20 protein-coding genes are annotated in these 23,032 nt (G+C 60.8%); 13 read left to right on the plus strand and 7 right to left on the minus strand.

Annotated elements, in window-relative coordinates:
* Window positions 1-131: 131 nt before the first annotated feature.
* Entirely contained in the window at window positions 132-962 is an 831-nt protein-coding gene (locus tag ACZ5J0_RS14945; protein WP_464093403.1) for an alpha/beta fold hydrolase, read from the minus strand.
* 205 nt (window positions 963-1,167) lie between these two features.
* Here ACZ5J0_RS14945 and ACZ5J0_RS14950 point away from each other — a divergent pair, with 205 nt between their 5' ends.
* The gene (locus ACZ5J0_RS14950; RefSeq protein ID WP_464093404.1) at window positions 1,168-2,259 is read left to right on the plus strand and encodes a TerC family protein; all 1,092 of its coding nucleotides are present in this window, start codon (window positions 1,168-1,170) and stop codon (window positions 2,257-2,259) included.
* 109 nt (window positions 2,260-2,368) lie between these two features.
* Entirely contained in the window at window positions 2,369-2,695 is a 327-nt protein-coding gene (locus tag ACZ5J0_RS14955; RefSeq protein ID WP_464093405.1) for a helix-turn-helix transcriptional regulator, read from the plus strand.
* 306 nt (window positions 2,696-3,001) lie between these two features.
* On the opposite strand, the gene ACZ5J0_RS14960 is transcribed toward ACZ5J0_RS14955, so the two are convergent.
* Both ACZ5J0_RS14960 and ACZ5J0_RS14965 read right to left on the minus strand, forming a co-directional pair.
* Complete coding sequence (locus ACZ5J0_RS14960; protein WP_464093406.1) at window positions 3,002-5,023, minus strand: putative Ig domain-containing protein; 2,022 nt, start codon at window positions 5,021-5,023, stop codon at window positions 3,002-3,004.
* Window positions 5,024-5,813: 790 nt separating this feature from the next.
* The gene (locus ACZ5J0_RS14965; RefSeq protein ID WP_464094736.1) at window positions 5,814-6,647 is read right to left on the minus strand and encodes a potassium transporter TrkG; all 834 of its coding nucleotides are present in this window, start codon (window positions 6,645-6,647) and stop codon (window positions 5,814-5,816) included.
* On the opposite strand from ACZ5J0_RS14965, the gene ACZ5J0_RS14970 reads away from it, so the two are divergent.
* Window positions 6,565-6,936 (plus strand): hypothetical protein, encoded by a 372-nt coding sequence (locus ACZ5J0_RS14970; protein ID WP_464094760.1) that lies wholly within the window; start codon window positions 6,565-6,567, stop codon window positions 6,934-6,936. The two genes, ACZ5J0_RS14965 and ACZ5J0_RS14970, sit on opposite strands and share 83 nt — an antisense overlap.
* Before the next feature lie 91 nt (window positions 6,937-7,027).
* On the opposite strand, the gene ACZ5J0_RS14975 is transcribed toward ACZ5J0_RS14970, so the two are convergent.
* The gene (locus ACZ5J0_RS14975; RefSeq protein WP_464093407.1) at window positions 7,028-7,486 is read right to left on the minus strand and encodes an SRPBCC domain-containing protein; all 459 of its coding nucleotides are present in this window, start codon (window positions 7,484-7,486) and stop codon (window positions 7,028-7,030) included.
* A gap of 71 nt (window positions 7,487-7,557) precedes the next feature.
* Here ACZ5J0_RS14975 and ACZ5J0_RS14980 point away from each other — a divergent pair, with 71 nt between their 5' ends.
* Window positions 7,558-8,757 carry a glycoside hydrolase family 26 protein gene (locus ACZ5J0_RS14980; protein WP_464093408.1) on the plus strand — a complete coding sequence of 400 codons (1,200 nt, stop codon included), beginning with the start codon at window positions 7,558-7,560 and terminating at the stop codon, window positions 8,755-8,757.
* Window positions 8,758-9,272: 515 nt separating this feature from the next.
* On the opposite strand, the gene ACZ5J0_RS14985 is transcribed toward ACZ5J0_RS14980, so the two are convergent.
* The gene (locus ACZ5J0_RS14985; RefSeq protein WP_464093409.1) at window positions 9,273-9,698 is read right to left on the minus strand and encodes a hypothetical protein; all 426 of its coding nucleotides are present in this window, start codon (window positions 9,696-9,698) and stop codon (window positions 9,273-9,275) included.
* Between the two features lie 716 nt (window positions 9,699-10,414).
* Here ACZ5J0_RS14985 and ACZ5J0_RS14990 point away from each other — a divergent pair.
* The 6 genes from ACZ5J0_RS14990 (at window position 10,415) to ACZ5J0_RS15015 (ending at window position 19,444) form a co-directional block, all read left to right on the plus strand.
* Window positions 10,415-14,422: a DUF7933 domain-containing protein gene (locus ACZ5J0_RS14990; RefSeq protein WP_464093410.1), complete on the plus strand. Its 4,008-nt coding sequence runs from the start codon at window positions 10,415-10,417 to the stop codon at window positions 14,420-14,422.
* 91 nt (window positions 14,423-14,513) lie between these two features.
* Window positions 14,514-16,016 carry a SpaH/EbpB family LPXTG-anchored major pilin gene (locus ACZ5J0_RS14995; protein ID WP_464093411.1) on the plus strand — a complete coding sequence of 501 codons (1,503 nt, stop codon included), beginning with the start codon at window positions 14,514-14,516 and terminating at the stop codon, window positions 16,014-16,016.
* A 9-nt stretch (window positions 16,017-16,025) separates the two neighbouring features.
* Window positions 16,026-17,024, plus strand: coding sequence for a class C sortase (locus ACZ5J0_RS15000; RefSeq protein ID WP_464093412.1), 999 nt, complete (start codon window positions 16,026-16,028; stop codon window positions 17,022-17,024).
* Between the two features lie 127 nt (window positions 17,025-17,151).
* Window positions 17,152-18,159: a hypothetical protein gene (locus ACZ5J0_RS15005; protein ID WP_464093413.1), complete on the plus strand. Its 1,008-nt coding sequence runs from the start codon at window positions 17,152-17,154 to the stop codon at window positions 18,157-18,159.
* A 218-nt stretch (window positions 18,160-18,377) separates the two neighbouring features.
* A complete protein-coding gene (locus tag ACZ5J0_RS15010; protein ID WP_142938174.1) occupies window positions 18,378-18,884 on the plus strand; it encodes a hypothetical protein in 507 nt (168 codons plus the stop codon).
* On the plus strand, window positions 18,851-19,444 hold the full coding sequence (locus tag ACZ5J0_RS15015) for a nucleotidyl transferase AbiEii/AbiGii toxin family protein (RefSeq protein WP_464093414.1): 594 nt from the start codon (window positions 18,851-18,853) through the stop codon (window positions 19,442-19,444). The genes ACZ5J0_RS15010 and ACZ5J0_RS15015 overlap by 34 nt, the downstream gene beginning before the upstream one ends.
* On the opposite strand, the gene ACZ5J0_RS15020 is transcribed toward ACZ5J0_RS15015, so the two are convergent.
* Together ACZ5J0_RS15020 and ACZ5J0_RS15025 are read right to left on the minus strand one after the other, a co-directional pair.
* The gene (locus ACZ5J0_RS15020; RefSeq protein WP_142938172.1) at window positions 19,346-19,573 is read right to left on the minus strand and encodes a helix-turn-helix domain-containing protein; all 228 of its coding nucleotides are present in this window, start codon (window positions 19,571-19,573) and stop codon (window positions 19,346-19,348) included. The genes ACZ5J0_RS15015 and ACZ5J0_RS15020 overlap by 99 nt on opposite strands.
* Window positions 19,574-19,575: 2 nt before the next feature.
* Window positions 19,576-20,238: a hypothetical protein gene (locus ACZ5J0_RS15025; RefSeq protein WP_142938171.1), complete on the minus strand. Its 663-nt coding sequence runs from the start codon at window positions 20,236-20,238 to the stop codon at window positions 19,576-19,578.
* A 159-nt stretch (window positions 20,239-20,397) separates the two neighbouring features.
* Between ACZ5J0_RS15025 and ACZ5J0_RS15030 the strand changes: the two genes are divergently transcribed.
* From ACZ5J0_RS15030 to ACZ5J0_RS15040, 3 genes are all read left to right on the plus strand, one after another.
* Entirely contained in the window at window positions 20,398-20,979 is a 582-nt protein-coding gene (locus ACZ5J0_RS15030) for a DUF1349 domain-containing protein (RefSeq protein ID WP_464093415.1), read from the plus strand.
* A 125-nt stretch (window positions 20,980-21,104) separates the two neighbouring features.
* Window positions 21,105-21,617, plus strand: coding sequence for a hypothetical protein (locus tag ACZ5J0_RS15035; RefSeq protein WP_142938169.1), 513 nt, complete (start codon window positions 21,105-21,107; stop codon window positions 21,615-21,617).
* 99 nt (window positions 21,618-21,716) lie between these two features.
* Complete coding sequence (locus ACZ5J0_RS15040) at window positions 21,717-22,934, plus strand: FG-GAP repeat domain-containing protein (RefSeq protein ID WP_464093416.1); 1,218 nt, start codon at window positions 21,717-21,719, stop codon at window positions 22,932-22,934.
* Window positions 22,935-23,032: the final 98 nt, after the last annotated feature.

Raw genomic sequence — 23,032 nt, forward strand, 5'->3', positions numbered from 1 at the left:
TGCTCACGGGCGTGGGCGGTGTAGTTCCAGGAGGTGTCGTTGGGCGTAAGAGACTGTGGTCATCAGCCGGAGCAATCCGAGGTTCTTCGCAGCGGACAACAGGCCCGGGGGAACTGGGCACAGCCACACGTTCAGCCAAGTCGCGGACGTTCGGATAGCTCTCCCAGGAAGCTCGTCACATCCACCGCCACGCGCTCCGGACACTCCCAAAGCACCAAGTGACCGGTGTCCTCGTAGATCTTCAATCGTGCACCGTTGATGCGTCTAGCCAAGGTTTCTTGGTGCTGTCGGGGCACCAAGTGGTCGTGGGCGCCCCAGAGCATCAGTGTGGGGACGGAAATGTGGCCGGTTTCCGTCGGAGGAACGGCTTCGTAAAATCCGCGCAACGAAGCTTTCCAGATTGATGCCGGCATAGCGAGGCCGTCTTTTACCCGGTCGTCGATGTAGGAGGCGGGAACGGCGTGCAGCAATCTGTACCAAGATAGGGAATCCCGAACCCAGTCCTCTGAGATCGGATCTTTCAGCCCCTCTACGTCGTCAGCAAATGGTGGCTTTCCATGCAGGCTCAGGGGTGTGCCAACCAACGTCAGGGATGCTACAAGATCTGGATGAGTGACAGCGAGTTGCTGTGCCACGTATCCCCCGCTGGACGAGCCCAAGACATGCGCATGCTTGACGTCCAAAGCATCCGTCAGGGCAACTACGTCCCCAACTACTTCGGGCAACGCATAACCGCTTTCGGGCTTGTCCGCCTCACCATGACCGCGCAGATCGGGCGCCACCATCGCAAACGTCGGAAGCGAGGCAATGAGGCGACCGAAACTCCGCCGGGATTCACCCCACGCATGCAATAGCAGCAGCGGTGCGCCGCCGTCGTCGGCTATTTGCTCAAGGTTCCCCTGCACGAAACAGGGCACACTGATCCCGGTGCTCAAAGCTACGGTCCTGACCACGGACTCCATGACACCAGCGTACGCTCGCGGCTTGTCAGGCTGGCCCTGTTGCCTCAATAGGTGAAGCATGGTTCACTATTTCCACGGAGGGGAGTATCCCCCAATGTTCCGTCGTCAATCCGGCCGTCCGTGTACGGCCCGGCGGGACAGGCCACTTCTTGAAAGTGGCTGGGAAAGACCTCCAGTTGGTTCACCGACTGGAAGAGGTTTCCTCATGAATGTTCCCCTATGGGCGTGGCTAGCCGTTCTCGGCGTTATTGTTCTGATGCTCGCCGTGGACTTATTCGCCCACCGCAAAGCCCACGTAATCGGCGTCCGGGAAGCAGCCCTATGGTCAGCGGTGTGGGTTGCCTTTGGAGTTGGTTTCGGCGCTCTCGTGTGGCAACTCTACGGAGCCGAATTCGGTCAGCAGTACTTCGCCGGATACCTGATAGAGAAGTCCCTCGCCGTGGACAACGTATTCATCTGGGCCATCATCTTCACCTACTTCGCCGTCCCCCGCGAGTACCAGCACCGTGTGCTGTTCTTCGGCGTGCTGGGGGCTCTCATTTTCCGCGGCATCTTCATCGCGGCAGGATCAGCCATCATCGCCAGCGCCGGATGGGTGCTCTACCTGTTCGCAGCCTTCCTCCTCATCACCGGCTACCGAATGATCCGGCACCGCAACGAACACCTCGACCCGGAAAAGTCCAAAACCCTGGCGCTGTTCAGGAAAAAGGTCCCCATGACCAATGACTTCCACGGCCAAAGATTCCTCATCCGGAAGAACGGCGTCCTTCTTGCCACCCCGTTGCTAGCAGTCCTGGCCCTGGTCGAATTCACGGACATCATCTTCGCCGTGGACTCCATCCCGGCGATCTTCGCGGTCACTGACGAAGTCTTCCTCGTCTTCACCGCCAACGCCTTCGCGATCCTCGGGCTCAGAGCCATGTACTTCCTCCTCGCGGACCTGATCCACCGCTTCATCTACCTCAAAATCGGCCTCGCACTCGTTCTCATCTGGGTGGGCATCAAGATGCTCCTCAAAATCGACATCTACTACATTCCCACCCCCATTTCCCTCGCCGTCATCGCCACCATCTTGGGCGTATCCATCGGCATGAGCCTCTGGGCTACCCGGGGACAAGGCCGCAAAGAACTCCCCGCGCCAGCAAAACCGCCCTTCGGGACAGCCACACCCCAAGAACTCGAAGCACTGGAACCACTCTGGCGAAACAGCTGGACGAAGAAACAGCACACCCCACAGGAACACCCTCAGGGCAGCGGGGAACACCGCCCCTCAGTGAGCGAAGGAGACAAGAAATGAGCGTTGACCCGCACCGGGCCATGTGTCCTTATCAGTCACGGAAACGCCGGCGGGGCATCTGCGAACAAATGCGTCGCTCCCAATGAGCTCGAAGGAAGCGTTGCCAGCTATGCCGCCCCCGCGTCCGCGGAAACGGCATAGCTGGACCTTCCTGACGAACCACGGACACGTCCTGCTTTCCGTGGCCACAGACCCCGGGATCAGGGTCACGGAAATAGCTGAACGTGTTGGGATCACACCACGTGCGGCACTTCAAATACTCAAGGACCTCGAAAACGAAGGGTATCTTCACCGCAGCCGAGTGGGACGCCGCACCCACTACACCCTGGAACCCCACCAACACTTCCGACACCCCAGCACATCAGCACATGAAATTGACGAGCTGATCCTCCTACTCGCCCCTCATGCACCTTCGGCGTCTACCGAGGACGACTGATCGCACTCAGCGCGGGCGTTTGCAGTTGGGCGCGGGTGACGGCTAGCCACGGCTGTTCGATTGCTTGGCATGCGGGGTTCGGATAGAGGCCGAAGTGTCGGCAGCAACTACGACCCATCGCCCGCTGGCTGCTGACACAGCGCTGATCAGCCGGAATCAGGCCTAGGTTCGTTGCCGCGCACATCAGGCCCGTCGGGAACTGGTGTCCATGCCGGGTTGTCCGGGGACACTGGTATCCATGCCTTCGAACGCCGTCACTTTCTTCGGGTAACGGGTGGCGTATTCAATAAACGGTGCGCCGGAGTTTTACCAACCAACCTGAACCGGGCCCAGCACTTCAGTGTGGTCGCGGTTCCCGAGCTGGCTAAAGCCGTTCTGCCCCCAACCCCATACCGGACCATCAACAGTGAGCGCGAATACTGAACCGCCGTCAAAGTTGATGCTCTGTACAGGCGGCAAGCCAGCGATTTGCTTGGGTAGGAGTGACGGGTCGGATGAACCGTGCGGAGTGGTTGTCCCGTCGCCCAACTGACCGGACGAGTTGCCGCCCCATGACCAGACTGCCCCGGCCGTAGTAATCGCAAACGTTGCTGCCCCGTACGTGGAGGATGCGAACTCACGAACATCCGAGAGCCCTGCCGTCAGAACCGGAACCGACGAATCGCCTGCGACGCCGTTGCCCAATTGGCCATCCCCATTCGAACCCCAAGACCATACAGTGCCATCGGATTTGAGGGCATGGCCCGCACCTCCGCCGCCGAGCCATGACGTACTCGCGGAAATTGCCTTGACGTTCGTCAGGCCGTGGACCTTCACCGGATTGGGTGAGTAGTCCTTGATCCCATTCCCAAGTTCTCCGCTGTACCCATAGCCCCATGCCCAGACGGTGCCGTCGTTCTGCAAAGCGAAGACAATATTGTCGTCGATCATTGCCAGTGAGGTGACCCCCGCTAACGCCGTCACCTGAACCGGGGTTGGCGAATAGGACAGATTCATCCCTGTGTTGTCCACCTGGATTGACCCGAGGCCGGCACCATGGTTGTCGCCCCACGCCCAAACGCTTCCGTCAGTCTTCAGGGCATAGACCGTTCCTCGAGGGACCGAGATGCTCTGAACTCCTGAAAGGCCTTTTACCTGCACAGGCGTTGTGCTGGGTGTCGTTGTTCCGTTACCGAGCTGACCGTAACCGTTTGCACCCCACGCCCACACAGTTCCATCAATTTTGGTGGCGTACACGGTGCTGCCGACTCCTGATGGAGGTATAGCCGTGTCGATGCTCTTGACCCCAGTGAGATTGGGAATCCTTACCGGGGTTGTGGCATCTATTGTGGTGCCGTCAGCGAATAGACCCTCTTTGTTGCTGCCCCTCGCCCAGACGGAGCCATCGGTCTTTACCGCAAAGGCAGTGGTTGAGGTGCCTCCCCTGTTCACTGTGACACTCTGCACGTCGGTCAGACCAGGAATTTGGAAAGGAGCCGAGACGACCGCCGTGTTTGTAGCCAGAGTGGATAAGCCCAAACGCTGCTGGTAGTTCAACCCCCAAGCCCAGACGCGGCCGTCCTTGCCGACAGCAAAGACGGAGCTATTTCCTGTAGTCACTGACTTGATGTTCGCCAGAGGCGAGGGCGAAACACCGAAGAGGGTGTCCACCGTCTTTTTGACGCCTTTGGCATCTGTGACTGTGACCTTCAGAGCAAAGGTTCCTGCCGCGGACGGTGTTCCCTTTAGCTGCCCGATGGACGTGTTGAGGGTGAGACCGGCTGGGACCGCACCCGAGATGGAGAAGGTGTAAGGATATGTACCACCGGAAGCCGATAGCGAGCCATAGTATGGCTCCCCCACACCAGCCCATGGCCATCTTGAACCAAGCTCCAGGGGACTTGTTTGTGGCGGGTTCTTCATCTCGTCGTACCGATACATGAAAGCCGCCATGGCATCCCTGGCCACGGGCGATAGCGCCCTGTAGGTCTTGGAGCCATTAGCTTCCGTCCAACCCGTGGTGATCTGGGTGGACGCCAACCACGTGATCTCCTTGTAGAACTGCGCTGTGGGAGGGACATCAGCGAACGGAGACGTCGTGGGAGCCGTGAACGCGGGAGATCCCGCCAAGCGATACATAAATGCTGCCATTGCGTCCCGGTTTACCGGCTGAAGAGGGCGGTAGGTTTTGGAGCCATCTGACTCAACCCATCCCGTGGAGACACCCTGCGCCGCTAGCCAGGTAATTTCCTTAAAGAACTGCGCTGTGGGAGGTACATCGGCAAATGGGGAGATCGCGGGAGCCGTGAACGGCGGGGATCCGGCCAGCCGGTACATGAAGGCTGCCATCGCGTCCCGATTAACGGAAAGGAGCGGCTGGTAAAGACGTGTACCGTCTGGTTGGGCCCACCCCGTAGAGATACCCTTCGAGCCCATCCACTGAATTTCGTTAAAGAATTGAGCAGTTGTTGGAACATCAGTGAACTGCTGGCCCGAACCACTTACGGCAGAAGGCGTTACATCTTCCTGTTCAAACGACACGGAAGGAGGTGCTGTAGCCAGGGCTGGGCCCTGCATTAGCCCGCTCACAAAACAGGTTGCTACAACGGTTGCCGCCAAACGCCGCGTTTTCTTAGATCCCATGCCCGAGCCTCTGTCTTCCGGGGGGAGCTACAGATGCACCCCCAAATGCAAACGTTGGGGAAAACGTAGCATGCGCGTGACCGCCTGATTCTTTGGGGGCCTAAACTTGCGAAATATTTCCCGCAGTTCATGAGTTGAACCATATCCGGCTCACCAGTGATCCGGATGACTGGGGATCTTTCCGTCCGACGACGCCGTGTTACCGTGGCCGGCCGCTTTAGGCCCCGGGGCCGGACACCTGTACCTGCGTACTGTGTCCGGCCCCGGCCTGCGGTTCGTACAACCGCCAACTATTGGGGGTTTATTGGAGGTAGTTCATGAGCCGCTGAGATCAGTTAAGTCCATGGGGTACTCACCGGGCACGAGTAGTGGGTACTCGACTTTCTGCCGTATCCGAGAGCTGGCTACTTGCTGTGGGAGCCCGTTTTCCTTGAAATCCCGCGGCTGAAAACGCACTACGGATTGATACAACCCGGGAACAGACCGGCTGAAATTATCAGCCGATGATGGGCCGCTCTTCGGGTAGCTGGAAAAGCCTTGGCCGGGATGCCAAGGCGATGGCTGAGGCAACCGTGACGGTTCCTATACGGCCGGCAAACATCAACGCCATCAGCACCCATTCGGCGGTGGGAGGCAGGTTGTAGGCAATGCCCGTGCTCAGCCCTACGGTTCCGAACGCCGAGATGGTCTCGAAAAGCACTTTCTCCAGGCTGTAGTCGGTGGACATGAGGAGCAACAGCGTCCCAAGGATCACCACTCCCACGCCCAGCAGGGCCACAGTGAGAGCCTGGCGTTGGGTGGAAGAACTGATGGACCGGTGTGCGATGGTGACGTGCTCGCGTCCCCGAACTTCGTTCCACATGGCAAACCCCAAAACCAGGAAGGTGGTGATCTTGATTCCGCCGGCCGTTCCTGCGCTGCCACCGCCAATGAACATCAGGATGTTGGTGACCATGAGGGTTTCGGGAGTGGCTGCCCCGTAGTCGATGCTGTTGAATCCTGCCGTCCGGGGAAAAACTCCTCCCCCAAGCGCCCCCAGAATCTTGCCGCCAAAGCTCAAAGGACCTAACGTCTCCGGACGGTTCCACTCAAAGGCACCGAAGAGCACGATGCCTGCAATAAACAGCAGCACATAGCCGAAGATGGTCAGGCGAAGGTGAATGGTCCAGTTCTTGACGTTGAAGGGATTCCTGAATAACTGGATGATCACCGGGAAACCGAGTCCCCCGGCAATGATGGCAGCGCAAATGGGAACGATGATCCAAGGGTCCTCCGCGAAGCCGGCCGTCAATTTCTTCCCGGCCAACGACGTCCAGCTGAACCAACTCATCACCGCCGCCCGGCTGTCCAGCCTCGCCGACGAAACCCCGGAAGGCCGTTCCATTGTGGAACTCGCTGACGCCAAGGGAGTAGAGGGCCCCGATCTCGCCGGTCTCCGCAACAGTTACTCGGAGATCGCCATAGTGGAGTTCACGGCCAGCACCCGTATGAGCGGCCTGGACGTGGACGGGCGCCTTATCCGCAAAGGTGCGGCGTCCGCCGTCGGGAAATTTGTCACCGACGCCGGCGGCCACCTTCCAGCCGAAGTCCAGTTCCGCGTGGCAACCCCCGGCATCTGATCACCGAGCCGGGCATGGGCTACAGGTTTGTTCCGTAGCTGGTTCGTTCCGTTGCTGGTTCGTCCCGTAGCCGGCGGCAGCAGCGCCGTCGTTATTCCTTTTCCTTTTCGGCCGCCGCCTGCAGGTCTGCCGCAAACCGGGTGAAGCTCGCGTCAAAGGACGGGATCTTTGACGCAAAGAGCGGAAAGACGGGACCGCCGATCTTCTCGGCCATTTCAAAGAGGGAGCGCCCGTCGTTAGTCTCAGTGATGGTGTAAGTCCTGGTTCCCAGAGCGTCACCCCAGGCGAGCTTTTGTGGGGCTTGGAACTCTTTGACCTTGAGTGTGAAGGTACGGCTGGGATCCAGCGTGGAGACCAGCTTGATTTTTGATCCCGGGGCGATTTCACCGTCCACCGAAACCACCGTGGAGTTCCATGCGGGATAGCCTTTGGCATCAGTGAGAAGCCGCCACACAGTGGACGGAGGCGCGTCGATGGTGATGGAGACCCGGGTTTCACGGCTGAAAGTTTTACTGATTGTGGTGGCAGAACCGTCAGGTGTTTCAGGCATTTTCGGTCTCCTTAACGCGCGAAATGCGGTGGTGCTTCTGATGCTACAGCGGCGCTGCTACATTGAAAGCCATGACTTGGGGGCTCGGGAAGTTTGGCGCTGTGATCACTACCGGCGCGTTGTTGGGCGGCGTCGTTGTAGGTTGCGCCGGGCCGCAGCCGGGCAGCTCACCTACTCCCCTGCCGGTGTGTGAGCCCACCCGTCCGTTGGCGCCAAAGGACGGGATTCTTGCCGGCGTGAACCTCGATTGGGAGCACGAGACCCTGGAGCAGTATGCGGCCAATCTTGGCAGCCGCCCGGCCGTTACAGTGACCTTCACCGACTTTCCCATGTCAGAGAAAGACAAAGAGAACGTCGACGCAGCCTTCGAACAGATCCGTGCCAATGGTGGAACCATGCTCCTCACTCTGGAGCCCAAACAGGGTTTGGCATCAGTGACGTCGGAGAAAGCAGACGAACTCGCATCAACGCTGGCCCGATTCAACAACGCAGGCGTCCCTGTCATAGTGAGGTTCGCCCACGAGATGAACGGCTCCTGGTACCCCTGGGGTCAGCAACCGGCCGCATACGTCGCCGCGTACCAACTGGTGGCCGAAGCGGTCCACACCAAGGCTGCCGGCACCGCCATGATGTGGGCACCCAACTACGGCGGCGGTTACCCGTTCAGCGGCGGCAAATATGAAGCCGTGACCGGATCCCCTGACTTCGCAACCCTGGACACTGACAAAGACGGAGCCATCACAGGCTCTGACGATCCCTACGCGCCCTACTACCCCGGCGACAATGCCGTGGATTGGGTTGGCATGTCCCTCTACCACTGGGGTAACACTTATCCGTGGGGCGCAAACGTCATCCCGGAACCGGGGAAATTCCTTCAGCAGCTCACCGGCACCTACAACGGAGCCGGCGGAAACGATCTGGCCGTCCCCGACTTCTATGCCGACTATGGAACCGCCCGGAACAAGCCAGTGGCTATCCCCGAAACTGCAGCTCTCACAGTGGCATCCGGCGAGGGTGCCGACGTTTTGGCGATCAAGGAAGCCTGGTGGGGCCAACTCTTCGATCCCGCCATCCCCAAGGACTCCCCCGCCCTGAAGATGATCAACTGGTTCGAGTGGGACAAGAACGAAGTAGAGGTCAAGGCCACCGTGGACTGGACTGCGACCAAGGACCCGCTGGTTCGGGAGGCCTACACCGCAGCGCTCCCCGACTGGTTCACCTTTGCCGAGACCCCTGAGAAGTGCACACCCGCCGAACGCGCGGCTTCCTGAGCTAGGGCCACAGGACAGAACCAGCCGCCGTCGACGTTTGGCTACTCAGGGTTGAAAACAGGTTAGGACTTATCGCGACGCGGAACCGGCTGGGGCGGGACCGCAGGGTCCGACGCCGGTATACAGAACCTCAGCCCGTCGCCCCAAAATCCGCTATTGGTGCAGAACAGCGGCACCGCCTCGTCGCCGACGAGGAGCGTGGGATGTCGCATGCGTTTGGCTGAGTAGCTCAACTCAACTGCGCCGTCGGTTGAGTTGCAGCTGTAGGCACCGTTCCACGGACTCAGGTCTTCGCAGGCGTTGAGATGCCTGCATACGCCGTCCCGGTCCACGTACTCCCACGTCCTGTCCGGCTTCTCGCCCCCCTGAATCACAGAGTTTGGAACGGACCGGGCATAGTCGCGGGTAAATGGGCGCTCGTCACAGCCCGCGGCCGTCAGAGTTAGCAGCGCAAGCAGAGCAAAGCCTATTTTTGTTTCACAACGCATTCCGTTGTCCCCCAAGGCAGGTTTTGATTAGTGCTCCAACGGAATATCTACCCTGCCGGTGGAACTCGGCTTAGGTGAGCTCCGCAGCGTGCGGAGCTGCGAAGCCCGGAACTCCTGAACGGACAGCGTGACCGCATAGAACGTGAAGCCACCAGCCAAAGCAGTCAGAAACAGCGCACCCCACATCGGTCCCTGCCCTTGCCCCAGCGGCGCCAGCAACAGCACCACAGAAAAAACCGTGAGCATGGCGGCAACCACGGCCAGAATCCCCATGCCCCACCACGTGCTGACCTGCGCATGACCGCGGCCAGGCGCAAAACCAATCTCGTCCGCCGGGTAGCTGTGAAGTTCGCCGGTTTTGGTGTTGAGAAGGACCCGCTTCTCCCCTGCTGCAACCGCCGCCTTGTGCTCGGCATACACGGCGTCATTGTGGCGCTCGCGGTCTGAATACATGATCTGTCCTTCCAGTCCGAGATTTAGTGTTTCACACCAGAAACAACGGATTGTCCGGAATATGCTGGCCGGCGCAAGCAAGGTGTTGTTCAAAGGCACTCGCCATGCTTTGAAGAAACGGAAGTTACCCGAATTGGGTGGTTTTTGACTTGACATCTTCCCAGTTCAGGCCCCGATGAGGCATATCCAAGCTGCTGAATTACGTTGCGAGAATCACAATTGTGCGGGCTTAACTAATGCGCTATATTCATCGTGTCAGCGAGCCTCTAGCGCTCGCCGACTCCTGAGTTGGGGGGCTCTTCCTCGGAACTGGTGACGTTTGCGTCCCTTCCGTTGCGGTCGTCTTCAACTACGACCATTTCACGGAGAGTCGCTGAACACTGTTGGAACACTCAAACGCCCGGAGGCACCTCAGTGCCCCATCGAGCGCGCGTCGTAGGACCGGCATTCTTGCCGTCGCGGCTGCCCTCGCGGTCGTTCTGGGTGGGTGGGCACCTCTCGCCGCCCCCGTCGCTGCCGCAGCAAATGTTGTTCGTACGCCTGGGGAGCCGTCGTCACCGCCCGAACCCACCGACGCTTCCCAAGCCCCAGCGGTCACTGAAAATCCGACGCCGGCTGCATCGCCGTCGCCGACTCCTGGGCAGCCGTTAACCCAACCGGCCACCGCTGACGATCCGACCACAGAAAAGCCAGAGCCAGCCACAGTCGAACCCGTCATGTCATCGGAACCCGATCCACATCCCGGGACCACCGCCTCTACCGAGCCAGGTCTGCCGGGTGACCACACCGTGGCCCAGACCGGCCGGGGACCCCCAGCTACGTCCGGCACAGACGCCCAAGCAATGGCCACCCCAGACGCAAGCATCTTTGCTGCCGGCGTGCCGGAGACATCCCGCCAAGTCTGGATCGAGGCCTTCGAACAAGGACTAACCACAGCGGCCAGCGGACTTCCTACATATTCGTCGAGCAAATATACGGCTTCCACAGGCTGGCGAAGTGGAACCAGTTGCACAGGTGTCCTTGTCAACTACTCCTCCCCGTTCCCGAATGCCGCCTTCTGCCCCACTCAGCCACTTCTCACGGTAGGGCAGTCCTCCCTCGCTGCACGTGACGCCCGGCGCATGGCAGACGTCCTCGGCCAAGTGTCCGCCGGTGTTGTTGGCTCCACGTCGGCAACAGCACCTGCCAACGGATCCACCGCCACTACCCAGGGCAATCACGCACTGGTTTCAATTCCCTACACCACTGTTGCCGGCGGCACCACAGTTCTTCAATCCATAGCAGGAACCGGCATCACCGCACCCGATTCGCGGTTCTACGCCATGGGAATGAACGCGGTGGGAACCCAATGCGGCACCAACAACGCCTCGCTTTCGCTGAACCTCGTCTCAGGCTCCACTACCCTTCTGAGCGGTTACACCACCCCTGTGGTCCCCTGCACCAGGACGGGCAACGTCTACTACACGTCCCCAGCGCTTCCTACCCTGGGCACGATCTCCGGCATCGTGGACCCGGCATGGTCCGCCTCTGTCCGGGCAGGCACCAACAACGGAACGAACGCTGCGCTCCTCACACCCGCACAGATCTCCACGGCCCAAGTGCAGCTTGTCAACACCGTAACCGGCACAGGCAGCGGATTTGGCGTGGACAACATCCGCATACTCGATGTCACCCCGGCCTTGGACGTCGCATTCGATGCTGCCACCGCCACAGCCACAGTCCCCAGCACTCTGACCTATACGATCACCAACACCACGGACCTGCTAGCCAAGACGGACTGGGGTTTCTCAACCGCCCTCCCGACCGGGCTGACGGTAGCCCCCACCCCCGCGGTTGCGGGCACGTGCACTAACGCTGCCGGGACCGCCTTCGGCGTCACTGCAGCGGCGGGTTCGGGTACCATTTCGGTCCAAGGCGGTGACCTCGCGGCGGGAACAACCTCGTGCACCATCTCGGTATCCGTGGTGGCCGCGAGCGCCGCAACCTACACGAGCGGCACAGTAACGCCGTCAGGGCTGATCCCTTCAGCGGCTGACAGCCTGGTAGTGGCACCTGCCACCACCATCACGGTGCGTAAGAATCTCCCTGGGCGGGGCTCTCCTACGGACCAGTTCACTTTGTCGTTGCGAAGCGGGACCACCGTGCTGGCGTCAGCCACCACCACGGGCACGGCCACGGGAATCCAAGCGGCGCAGGTAACCCGCTCAGTGGTTCAGCCCGGCTCCACGTACACCATCCACGAGGCACAAACCTCCGGCGCTGGCTTGGGCTACTCCAACGCTTACGAATGCACCCGGGCCGGGACAGTGATCGCATCAGGGGCGGGAGCCTCGGGCACCATCACCATCCCTGACGAAGTGGGAATCGAAGTCCTCTGCACCTTTACCAACACTGTCCAAGCAACCCGGCTATTCTGCGATTCGAACCACTTTTACTCCATCACAGCTGCCGGAGGATTGGAACAGGGCGATGTTGTATCAGGCGGACTGACCTCAGTGGGAAGCTGGACCGGCGTGACGGCGGCAAATGCCCTGGGCGTCGGCTCTGACGGAAGCCTGGCATACGCTTTGGACCGTTCCACGGACGCGAGCGACGTCGCTTCAATTCTTAAATGGACCCCCGGCGGAGGCTTCCAAAAACTGGCGAATACCGCATACACCACCGTCGCAGGCGGGACCACGGTGGACGGAAGCATTGTTGCAGGCGCGATCGACCTCTCCACGGGACGCTATCTTTTTGGCAAGTTCGTTAACTCGCAGTTCTACATCTGGAGTTTTACCGAATCTAACCCCGCTGCCACACGCTTCTCCTATGTGGGTGCCTTCCCCACGGGCACGGCACCCAATGGCAACGGCGACATGGCTTTTGACGCCCGAGGCAATCTCTATGTAGTGGGCGCGGCCACTATCAACTCCACCAATAGTGCCACCATCTATACGGTGTCCGCTGAGGCACTCGCGGGAGCATCCGGGGGCACACTGGCGGTGAGCGCTTCCTCCACCAAGCCCACAACCGGCACGGATGCCGCATTCGCCAACATCAACGGCATCGCGTTCTCGCCCCGCGGCACCGTCTATCTTTCCAACGCCGGCAGCGCCTATGAGTTCGACGCCACCACATGGACCAGGGTCCCAGGCACATCACGGGTGGCAGTTAACTCAGTGGACCTCGCCGGCTGCGCATCTCCACCGACCATCACTGTGCAGAAGAACGTGGTGGGACGCCAAGCGGCGAGTGACCAGTTCACTCTGACAGCGTCATCGGGATCACCTCTTACAGCTTTCGCCACGGCCACAACCACCGGGGCGGCCACCGGGCGTCAGCAGGCACAGATCGGGCCCTTCCCCACCGTCATCGGGAACACCATCACCATCTCCGAAGCCATGGCCACCGGGTCCACTTCCGCAATCGGCGTCTACACCACGCTCTATGAGTGCTGGTCTGATGGCGTGCGGCTGAGCAGCGGAAACACCACCACGGGCACTGTCACCATGCCGAATCGACTCAGCGCGAACGTGACGTGCACCTACTTCAACTCACCTTCTCCGGTGTCCAGCGTGCGGATCACCAAGACCATCCGGGAGTTCTCCGGACTCACGCGCCCCGGCGTGGACTGGAGCGTGGGCACGACGGCGACGGCCACCACCGGCACCGCGACAGCTTTGCCGAGCTTGGCACCGAGACAGCAAACCGATGCCGCGGGACAGGCCAGCTGGACTGTCCTGTTTGGCTCGACGGCCTCACGGGCAACGTTGGTGGTCTCGGAAACCCAGCAGGACGGTTACGCGTTCGTCAGCGGGTCATGCACGGTGAACGGTGCCAACCGCGCGGTCACATTCAACCAGACCGGAACGAACATCAGTGCAAGCCTCACAGCCATAGCTCCCGGCTCAGCGGTCGAATGCACCCTCATTAACCGCCCTACTGCGTCACTGACCCTGGTGAAAGAAGTGGGCTTTGGATCCGCGCTGCCCACCGACTGGACTCTGAGTGCCGCCGGCCCCAACGGAGCGCTTCCCGGTCCCTCCGGGCGATCCGGCACGGCAGCGGCTTCAGGAGTTCCCGTTACTCCAGGCGTCACCTACCGTTTGGCCGAGACCGGCGGTCCTGCCACCTATGTACAGACCGGCACTTGGCGATGCCTCACTGCTACTGGCGCCCCAGTGGAAGTCACCTCTGCCGGAGACATCACCCCACCGGCCACGGCATCCGTCACGTGCACCGTAACGAACGCGACGGCGGCCATCACCTTGGTCAAACAGGTGCAAAACCCGCAACCGGGTTTCCAAGCCCAGGACTGGAGGGTCACTGCCACCCCAGCGGTCTTGGCAGGTTCCGCCCTCCCGACGGAGAGCCGCATAGGCGCCGAATATGTGGCCTCCGGCAATCCGGCGAACACCTTTGATGTCAGGCCGGGCCACAGCTACACACTTACAGAGGCTGCCACCGATCCCACTCGGCGAATCGCCTATAAGGAACTCCGTCTCGAACTGCTCACCGGGTCAACGTGGACCCCGGTCTCGTCACGGACAATTTCAGCTCCAGCGGCTGGACAGACGGCGGTCTACCGCTTCGTCAACGCCCCCGTGGAGCCAACAAGACTACCGCTCACCGGCGGTACAAGCGCCGACGCATTCTTCATCGGAGGGGGGCTGGTGCTTGGTCTGGCATTGGCTCTTTCGGTGTGGCATGGGCGTCGACGAATGCGAGGCGCCTCTCGGTGATGCGCTTCTCCACCTCCCAGTCCGACGTCCAAGATTCCAATCACTCGTTTCATTCGGTCTCACCCTCACTTCACTCATAGGAGAAAATCACATGTCCATCCGCCTCCTTCAGCGGCTTTCGGCCGCTGCCGGCGTGCTGGCGCTGGGCGCGGCGGCGACTCTTGTCGCCGTCGCACCAGCGGCAGCCGTCACTCAACCGGGAAACATCGATCCCTCGATCGCCCGCACCCTGACCCTTCACAAGTACGCTCTGGGTCCCGAAAACGGTCAGACAGTCGGCACTGGCCAGGAAGTGACAGTTCCCGGCACGCCGCTTGCCGGCGCAACCTTCACCGCTGCGCTGGTCCAGGGTGTAGACCTCACGACGCCCGCAGGCTGGGATCAGGTGTCTGCGCTGACCCCCGCGACGGCTGCCGGACGAGTCACCGTTGCTGATACCTACACAGCCACCACGGGCACCAACGGTGTGGCCACGTTCAACAACGGCGACACCCTTCCCATCGGTCTCTACCTCGTGACGGAGACCGCGTTGCCGGCCGGGGCCACCAACCCGGCCGCACCGTTCCTGGTCACCCTGCCGTTCCCCACGGGCCCGGGCGGCGCACCGGCGAACCAGTGGATCTACGACGTTCACGCGTACCCCAAGAACGCTGTTACGGATCTGACCAAGACCCGTGTCCCGGCTCCTGCTAACTCAGTGGAAGCCCGCAACCCGGATCTGATTCGATGGGCGATCAACTCTGATGTGCCTACGCTCGCGGGTGGCGACACCTTGGACATCTTCACCCTCACGGATACGCTGCCGGTGGAACTCGAATACCTCGCAACAGGCCCCACCGGCGTTGCTCCCACCAGCGTGCGGGTGGCAAACGCGGCCAACGTCGCCCAAAACTTCGTGGAGGGCACGGATTACACCTTGGTGTATGACGCCACCAGCCGGAACCTCACTGCTACTTTCACTCCCACGGGGCTTACCCGCCTGGCAGCCCTGCCCGGAGGAGACGTGACGCTCACCGTGCTGAGCCGCGCAGTGACCATCCCGGCCAACGGCATCATCACCAACACGGCCACGAGCGTTGTGAACGGCGCTACCGAGACGGTCACCGGCAGCACACCGATCGGCCAGCTCACCGTCTTCGCATACCAGAACGAGAGCAATGTACGTACCCCGCTCGCTGGGGCCGTGTACCAAGTGTTCTTGAACCAGAACGACGCCAACCTTGGCCAGAACCCGGTGTCCATCAACGGCATCACCAACTGGACAACTGCGGCCAACGGTTTCGTAGCCATCCCGATCATCACGCCGGGTAACTACTACGTGCGTGAAATCTCTCCGCCGGCCGGTTTCCAGCTGCCGACGCCCAGCCAGGTTCAGACCCAGGTTGTGGCCGGTCCCAGCTCCACCACAGCGCCGGTACAGAACTACGTTGAGTTCGAGCACGATCAGGTTCCGGCCTTCGCGCTCCCCCTCACCGGTGGTGACGGTGCGCTCTGGTTCACCGTGGGTGGCATTGGTCTCCTAGCCATTGCCCTCGGTACCGGAATCCTCGCCGCGCGTCGTCGTCGTGCCGCTCTGGCACCGGCAACCGCGTAATCTAGCACTGTGAATACGAAGGCGGGGCGTCAAAAAGGCGTCCCGCCTTCGCTGTTCCCGGGCGAAGAAGTACCACCGGTTGGTAAGGGTCCGACGTCGGGGCTCACCAGGCGCGAACGGAAGCGGCTACTGCGCTGGCGGCTTCCGCTATTGCCGTTGCTTGTAGCCATTTCAGTCATCGCCGGATCAGGTCTACTCCTCTACCCTCCCGCGGCGGCCTGGTTCAGCGCAGTGGAGCAGTCACAAAAGATTGACAAACTAACGCAGGGAATCAGAGACCTGGGCGCTGAAACCTTGCGTGAGCGGATCGCCGAGGCGCGGGATTACAACCAGGGCCTGAGTGGCAGTGGAGCGGCTATTGCGGCGAATGAGCGCCTGCCTCTGGCAAATGACGCCCAGCCCGACAAGCAAAAATACCTCGACATGCTTCGGGGAGATTCCGAAGGGCTCATGGCCCGCATCAGAATCCCCTCCATTGACGTTGATCTGCCGATTTATCACGGCACCAGCGAGACCGTCCTGGAACACGGCATCGGTCACCTCGAAGGCACCGCGCTCCCCGTGGGCGGACCATCCACTCACTCCGTAGTCACCGGGCACAGGGGACTTGCAACCTCGGAGCTGTTCTCCAATCTGGACAAGGTGGCGGTGGACGACACTTTCACCATTGAGGTATTCGACGAGGTCCTGACATACCGGGTCATCGAAACCCTGGTAGTTGAGCCCGAAGACACCGAAAGCCTCCTCATCCAGCCCGGCAAAGACCTTCTCACGCTGGTTACTTGCACCCCTCTGGGCATCAATAGCCACCGGATCCTCGTGACCGGTGAGCGCGTCATCCCCACCCCGCAGTCAGACGTTGACGCAGCCGGACAGAGACCGGACATCCCCGGCTTTCCGTGGTGGTTGGTCACCGCCGGCGGAGTGATCGTGGCGGCGGGCACCTACGTGTGGCTTTCTGGACGGCCGCCGCGGGTTGTGCGGCGGAGCATTGAATCAAATTCATAACCAGATGTGCCCCCGGACAATTCTGTTCAAACTTTTTTACCCCAGGTGTAATCAATCCTCCCCTGCCGGAAACAACATGTATGAGCAGGAGAACTGCTCCATCACTCCGTGGGGGAAGGAACCCAAAATGAAGTACCGTCGATCCGGACATGCCAAGTACGCCACTCTCGCAACGCTGACCCTGGCACTTACGCTCGCCGCCTGCGCACCGGCTACCCCGGTCGCCAGTAATTCATTCACCACTGCGGCAGCAGAAACCAGTAGCCTGGTGGATCTCCCCGCAGTCCCTTTGGAAGAAGTAGTTGCTGCTCCGGTTTCCGAACACAACCCCTCCGCACAAGTCAGCCAGCCGGAAGTCGCTGTTCCCCTGGCCAATGCTCCCGTCGTGATCACTCCCGTGCAGGAAGTAAACGTTCCGTCTCCGGCAGCACCGACAACTCCCGCAGTGTCCGCTGAACCTGTTGTTCCGGCGCCACCTGTTGTACCCGCGCCGCCGGTGGAACCGGCACCGCAGGCAACCAATCCGCCGTCGACCGTTGCTCCTTCCGCGCCAGAACCAGCGCCGATAACACCCACCGAACCGTCAACCCCTCACGTCTCGCCCGATTACCCGCAGATCGGCTTGTACACGTTCCCGGACGGGCACATCTCCTTCCTGCTGCCGGCGGGCTGGACCGCTCAAACCGAGCGACTGCCCTTCGACTTGAACGGTAAGCACTACGAAACAGTCACAGCGCACATCCATGACGAAACGGGCGCTGAGGTTGCGCAGATCACCAGCGGTATTTACGGCGGCGTGGTGGGCGGGCCCGTGAACCGCACCATCCTGGACTCCCAGCCACTGACCGGCTTCAATAGCCGACACGGAGCCTCCCACTTCGCCTTCTTCAAGGACGAGTACCCCTTTGACACCGAATACACCCGCTACTTCATGGGTGTGGTGACAGATGACTTACTGACTGAGGGCCCGGACAGCACCTCGGCCAGCAGCTTCCTGATCATGGGCAACGGCGGAGCCCAAGCCACCACCAACATCGAAGTTTCCATGACCCCCGAAAGCGCCGCGGCCTGGATGGAAACCGAGCAGTACAGCAAGCTCAAGGCCCTCCTGACGAGCCTCCAGTACGCGGAGTAACGGCTCAGGCCCCGCCCGATACCCGCACGCCCGTAGAAAGGTGTGCGGGTATCGCGGTGGCCATGCTGGCCGCCGAGGAAACGCTGGAGTCCTCAGGCCGGAATCGCGCCATAGCCCAAGTGCGGAAAGCTCGCGGTACCAGGACCCTGCGCGGCAGGTTGAGGTGTCATGACACCCCTGTAGAATAGGACCGAAGAGGCCCCTATAGGGAGGTCACCATGTCGGCAGGTACGCCCAGACGTTCGGTCCGTATTGAGGACGAGCTATGGAATCAAGCACACGCCAAAGCGGCCAGAGAAGGGACGACTGTCGCTGAACGAGTCCGCGCCGGCCTTCGAGAGTACGTCCACGGACCAGAGGCCAGACACACCATCGCCGATTCCCTCTTCTACCTCGTCCCTGATTCCCTTGAAGAACTGAACGGCCCATCATCCGGCGTTGTGGAACTACCCATCCACTTGGACTGGGGACCCGAGCGTCACTACGACGTCGCCGATGACGCCCGCTGCAGAACGCTCTACCAGCTGACGCTGCAGAACTCCGGCTCCACCCAGGAGATGGCCCGGATCATCAACGCCGGCAGACTGATTACTTTATGGCCCTCCATGCGCCTCCCGAACCGCTGCCGGCAGCTATGGAATGACGCGTTTGCCCAGCTGCCCACCCACCGCGAAAGCAAGGAACATCCGGCATGGACGACGCTCAACGCGCAGCAACAGAAATAGCCCTTTCCGTTCTCGCCGCTGACGGGTTCATCCTCGCCGGCGGTCAGGCACTTGCCGAACACGGTGTCACCAGCCGGATGTCCGATGACATTGATCTCTTTGCCCAATACCGCAGCCACACCCCGGAGACCTTCGCAGCCTCCGTGGACAAGATCACGGATACGCTAGCTGGGGCCGGGTACCTGGTGGAGGTCACTCGCCAATACCAAGAGTTCGCCAGCCTGACCGTGACCAAGGCTGAAACGACCGTCGTGATTGATCTTGGCCACCGCACCCTCGACCCCACGGAGTTCACCAAGTACGGGCTGCCCCAAGCTGAGCTCCCACAGCTGGACCAAACCCTCACCGGCTTCGCAGAGAACATAAGCCAACACCCCCGGTCGGGATCACCAGCAGAACCCGTGGACCTCATAGGACCAGCGCCCCTGACAGGAAAGACACAAACCACTCGTTGCCTGGCCCTAGTCGATGACGAGCAGGTCGCCGACCTCACATTCAAGTACCCGGCAGATGGCTGCCAAGGTGGAGAAACGGATAGCCCTAGCCCTGTCATTTTTTAGGACGGAGAGATTTGCGAGAGTAACCCCTACCTCCCGGCTCAAGTCTGTCAACGTCATACCCCGCTGCTCCAGAAGCTCATCGAGCCGGCAATGAATCATGTCCTCGTCGGCTTGTTTAGCCGGAGCCATCGCTATACCAGCCCCTCGGTGTCGCGCTGCAGTTGCGCACCCTTCGCGAACACAGCGGCCAGGAGCAGAAGGGCGACCCCCAATACCACTGGCAGGAGGTCGACGCTGAAGACTATGTAGTAGTCGAGATTGCCCTTGCCAATTGGACTCTCGACAGTGAGCACATTGTCCAAGCTGTCTACGATCAAGAGTTTGCTGAATCCCTGAAGAATCGGAACAACCACCCCGATCAGGACAAGCACCCCACCCATGATGGAGATAGAACGAGTTAGTGTCGGTGCGAACGGCACCCCCCGCAGCAAACGCCAGCACAGCATGATCACGGCCGCACACACCAGCAGAGTGGTTAGCTGCCCGAGGACCGCGGCTGCGGTATTCAGGACCAGCGCGTCTCCAGGAAGGTCGTGGAGGACGAGGTCGATATTGCCTCCATGGAGAACCTGCTGAACTTTGGGGCCAAGAATGCTGGGAGCGGAGGGATCTGTCCTGCTGATGCCCAAGGTTGGTAATGCCACCGTGGTCACCCCGGCAAACGCATATCCAATTGTGGACACAAGCCTAAGGATCGCCGCCACAGCGACTCCACAGGCAGCTACAAGCAGGAGCCACAAGCCCACCTTTGCCACCACGTTAACCGACGTTTTGGTCGAGAATGCAGTTTTCACGCGCCCGCTCCTTATCGTTTATCAATATATTGATAAACGATAACACGTCTGCTTGCCGCATGTCCTTGGAATCGGAAAGTCCGCATCGAATACGCTGATCCAAACGCCAGCTGCCTAGAAGCACTGGAACTTTCATGCGCTGAAACCTCAAGGAGTCCTGTGCCGACTGACATCCCCTGGAACCGCGGTGAGTGGACCAACCAGCCAGCCGCCGTCGTCGAGCAGGAAGGCGACCTCCTGGTCACCGCCGCCGAAGGCAGCGACGCTTGGCGCGTCACGTCTTACGGTTTCATCCACGACACCGAACACGCCCTACTGGCCCCCTTCGCGCAGGAGAGCGCTATGGAGGTTGAGTTCACGGCCGCGTTCTCCCAACAGTTCGACCAAGCGGGCATCTTCGTCCGCATCAGCGCCGAGCATTGGATTAAGGCTGGCGTGGAATTCGCCGACGGCGCCGCTCAACTGGGCGCGGTGGTTACCCACCGCTTTTCGGACTGGTCCCTAGCACCTGTTCCGGAATGGAACGGTGGCCGGGTCCGCATTCGGGTCAGCCGCTCCGGCGACGCCCTCACCATCCGTGCCGCTGCAGGCAGCAACGACCTCCAACTGGTGCGGGTTGTGCCGTTGGCACCCGAATTGGTGGCCGCTGCCGGGCCGTTCACCTGCGCACCAACACGCTCAGGGCTGACCGTCCCCTTTCACTCCTGGCGGGCTACGCCCCCGGACAGCCAGCTCCACTGAGGCCACCCAGCCCGGCGAACTTGCGGGCTTCACCGTTCATGAGATTATGGAGTTTCCGGCAGCCTGGCATTGACAGTGCTGCGACTCAGTTGGCTCCATAACAAGCCTATGGGGGGCACATCACGGTGGAAGATACTGCAAGTCTTTGGCGCACTGACCCTACGACGTTCCGCGACGTGGTGATCAACCGTCAAGCCTTGGAAGCTGCGCTGGAAGGCGATTGTCCACCCGTTGAACGAGTCAGGTACTTGGCATTACTCGGCCGGGACGCTGAAGCCCTGGACCAAGGCTTCAAGCTGCTACCGAACTCGCCTGACCGCCGGGAGCTGCTGCTGGTGCTCGCCCACATCCATCAGCGCCAGTACCGCTGGCATGATGCCGCCGTGCTCCACGAAAAAGCCTTGCGAACAGTCCGGTCCCCCGAAGAGGAAGCCTACGTTCGTCACCACATTGCCCGGAGACTCTTCGACGAGGCCCGCTTCCGTGCTGCCGCCGATGAGTTTCAATGGGCGGCAGACCTATACCGCGTCGCCGGTCAACCTGACCTTGCCGAAGAAAACCGCCAAGCCATGCGGCACGCCCTCCATGTTCACAGTGCCGATCAAGGCGCAGGACGATCCGCGTACGAGCTCTCCTAGCCTGACACGCTCCACAGCGCTTTGCTCCGCTCTGAGGCCACCGACGGACTGCTATGCTCAGCTCAAATCGGAGCCTGAATGGGCGGAGCTGGGGGAATCTTGGGGACTTTTGCATCTGCCGTGAAATCGGCTGTACTTGCCGCAGTGTTGGTGGGACCCGCTGCCGTTGCCGGAGTATCACCAGCCGAAGCCACAGCGCCATCAGAGCCCACACCGCCATACGTTTTTGTGCCGCCCATTGTGGGTTTGCCTTACGTGGGTTCCGAGCTGACCTTGGGCATCACTCAGTTCCAAAAGTGCAAGACCGAGGAAGCACCTAACGGATTCATCCTTGAGTGGCTCAGTAACGGCGTTCCTCTGCCAACCGAGCGGCAAGGGGAATTCCTCACGCTAACCCCGGAGGACCGGGGCAACCGAATCTCCATGAATGTCCACACCACGTGCGAAACACCGAGGGTCTTCCACAGCAGGGAGACGCGTCCCGTCGCCGCGTCCAACCGGGCCATGGGGTGGACGGGCCGCGGCAACTTTGAACTGCTGGGACGGACTGACGACGGCGACCTTGTTCTCTATCCGCGGACATACGAGCCGAACTGGGTCTATTGGGGACCTGGCATGGAACTTCTCCAATTCCCCAGCTCCTGGGATGAACCCCGGGTGGTGGGAACGGGCTGGAATATCTTCAACATCGTCTTCTCCCCCGGCGACTTCGATGGAGACGGACACAACGACGTCCTGAGCCGTGACAGCACCGGCAACCTCCATCTTTATCCCGGTGATGGCGAAGGCGGCTGGCTGGCGCCCTCTCAAGTCGGTGCCGGCTGGAATATCTTCGATTCAATCGTGGGACCGGGTGATTTCGACGGTGACGGCATCAACGACGTCCTCGCTCGCGACCGTCAAGGCAAGCTTCATCTCTACCCCGGCGACGGCGAAGGCGGCTGGCTTGCCCCCTCTCAGGTGGGCTCAGGCTGGCAGATCTTCGACAAGATCATTGCCGCCGGAGACACCACCGGTGACGGGACAGCGGACATCTTCGCCCGCGACCGTAACGGCATCCTCTTCCAGTACCCCACGGATGGACAGGGCGGCTGGAGTACACCATCGAGGGTGGGCCACGGCTGGGACGAAATGCCCGAAATCAGCAGCGCCGGCCCCTTCATTAAGTCATACAACATTTCCCGCAGTGACCTCCTCGCTTACAACCGAGACGGAAATCTCTACAGCTACGCCAACCTCGGCATGGAAGGAGACTGCTCGCTTTTCAACCAAGGTCAGATCGGCAACGGCTGGAACATCTTCAGCAGCCTGATCTAAGAAGCCGCGGGACCCCATCGTTCACCGCCACGTCCGATTGCAGCACAGGCCTAATGTAACCTAGTAAGCAACCTGACTATTCGGAAGCGTGGGGGTGC

The organism is Arthrobacter sp. DualSoilB13 (assembly GCF_055389195.1).

What these genes read in the sequence shown, in the direction of transcription:
- ACZ5J0_RS14945 (WP_464093403.1), bottom strand. Translation starts at nt 962, where the DNA reads ATGGAGTCCGTGGTCAGGACCGTAGCTTTGAGCACCGGGATCAGTGTG.
- ACZ5J0_RS14950 (WP_464093404.1), top strand. Translation starts at nt 1,168, where the DNA reads ATGAATGTTCCCCTATGGGCGTGGCTAGCCGTTCTCGGCGTTATTGTT.
- ACZ5J0_RS14960 (WP_464093406.1), bottom strand. Translation starts at nt 5,023, where the DNA reads ATGGCAGCCTTCATGTACCGGCTGGCCGGATCCCCGCCGTTCACGGCT.
- ACZ5J0_RS14965 (WP_464094736.1), bottom strand. Translation starts at nt 6,647, where the DNA reads ATGAGTTGGTTCAGCTGGACGTCGTTGGCCGGGAAGAAATTGACGGCC.
- ACZ5J0_RS14975 (WP_464093407.1), bottom strand. Translation starts at nt 7,486, where the DNA reads ATGCCTGAAACACCTGACGGTTCTGCCACCACAATCAGTAAAACTTTC.
- ACZ5J0_RS14985 (WP_464093409.1), bottom strand. Translation starts at nt 9,698, where the DNA reads ATGTATTCAGACCGCGAGCGCCACAATGACGCCGTGTATGCCGAGCAC.
- ACZ5J0_RS14980 (WP_464093408.1), top strand. Translation starts at nt 7,558, where the DNA reads ATGACTTGGGGGCTCGGGAAGTTTGGCGCTGTGATCACTACCGGCGCG.
- ACZ5J0_RS14970 (WP_464094760.1), top strand. Translation starts at nt 6,565, where the DNA reads ATGGGAACGATGATCCAAGGGTCCTCCGCGAAGCCGGCCGTCAATTTC.
- ACZ5J0_RS15015 (WP_464093414.1), top strand. Translation starts at nt 18,851, where the DNA reads ATGGACGACGCTCAACGCGCAGCAACAGAAATAGCCCTTTCCGTTCTC.
- ACZ5J0_RS14990 (WP_464093410.1), top strand. Translation starts at nt 10,415, where the DNA reads ATGTCATCGGAACCCGATCCACATCCCGGGACCACCGCCTCTACCGAG.
- ACZ5J0_RS15010 (WP_142938174.1), top strand. Translation starts at nt 18,378, where the DNA reads ATGTCGGCAGGTACGCCCAGACGTTCGGTCCGTATTGAGGACGAGCTA.
- ACZ5J0_RS15005 (WP_464093413.1), top strand. Translation starts at nt 17,152, where the DNA reads ATGAAGTACCGTCGATCCGGACATGCCAAGTACGCCACTCTCGCAACG.
- ACZ5J0_RS14995 (WP_464093411.1), top strand. Translation starts at nt 14,514, where the DNA reads ATGTCCATCCGCCTCCTTCAGCGGCTTTCGGCCGCTGCCGGCGTGCTG.
- ACZ5J0_RS14955 (WP_464093405.1), top strand. Translation starts at nt 2,369, where the DNA reads ATGCCGCCCCCGCGTCCGCGGAAACGGCATAGCTGGACCTTCCTGACG.
- ACZ5J0_RS15020 (WP_142938172.1), bottom strand. Translation starts at nt 19,573, where the DNA reads ATGGCTCCGGCTAAACAAGCCGACGAGGACATGATTCATTGCCGGCTC.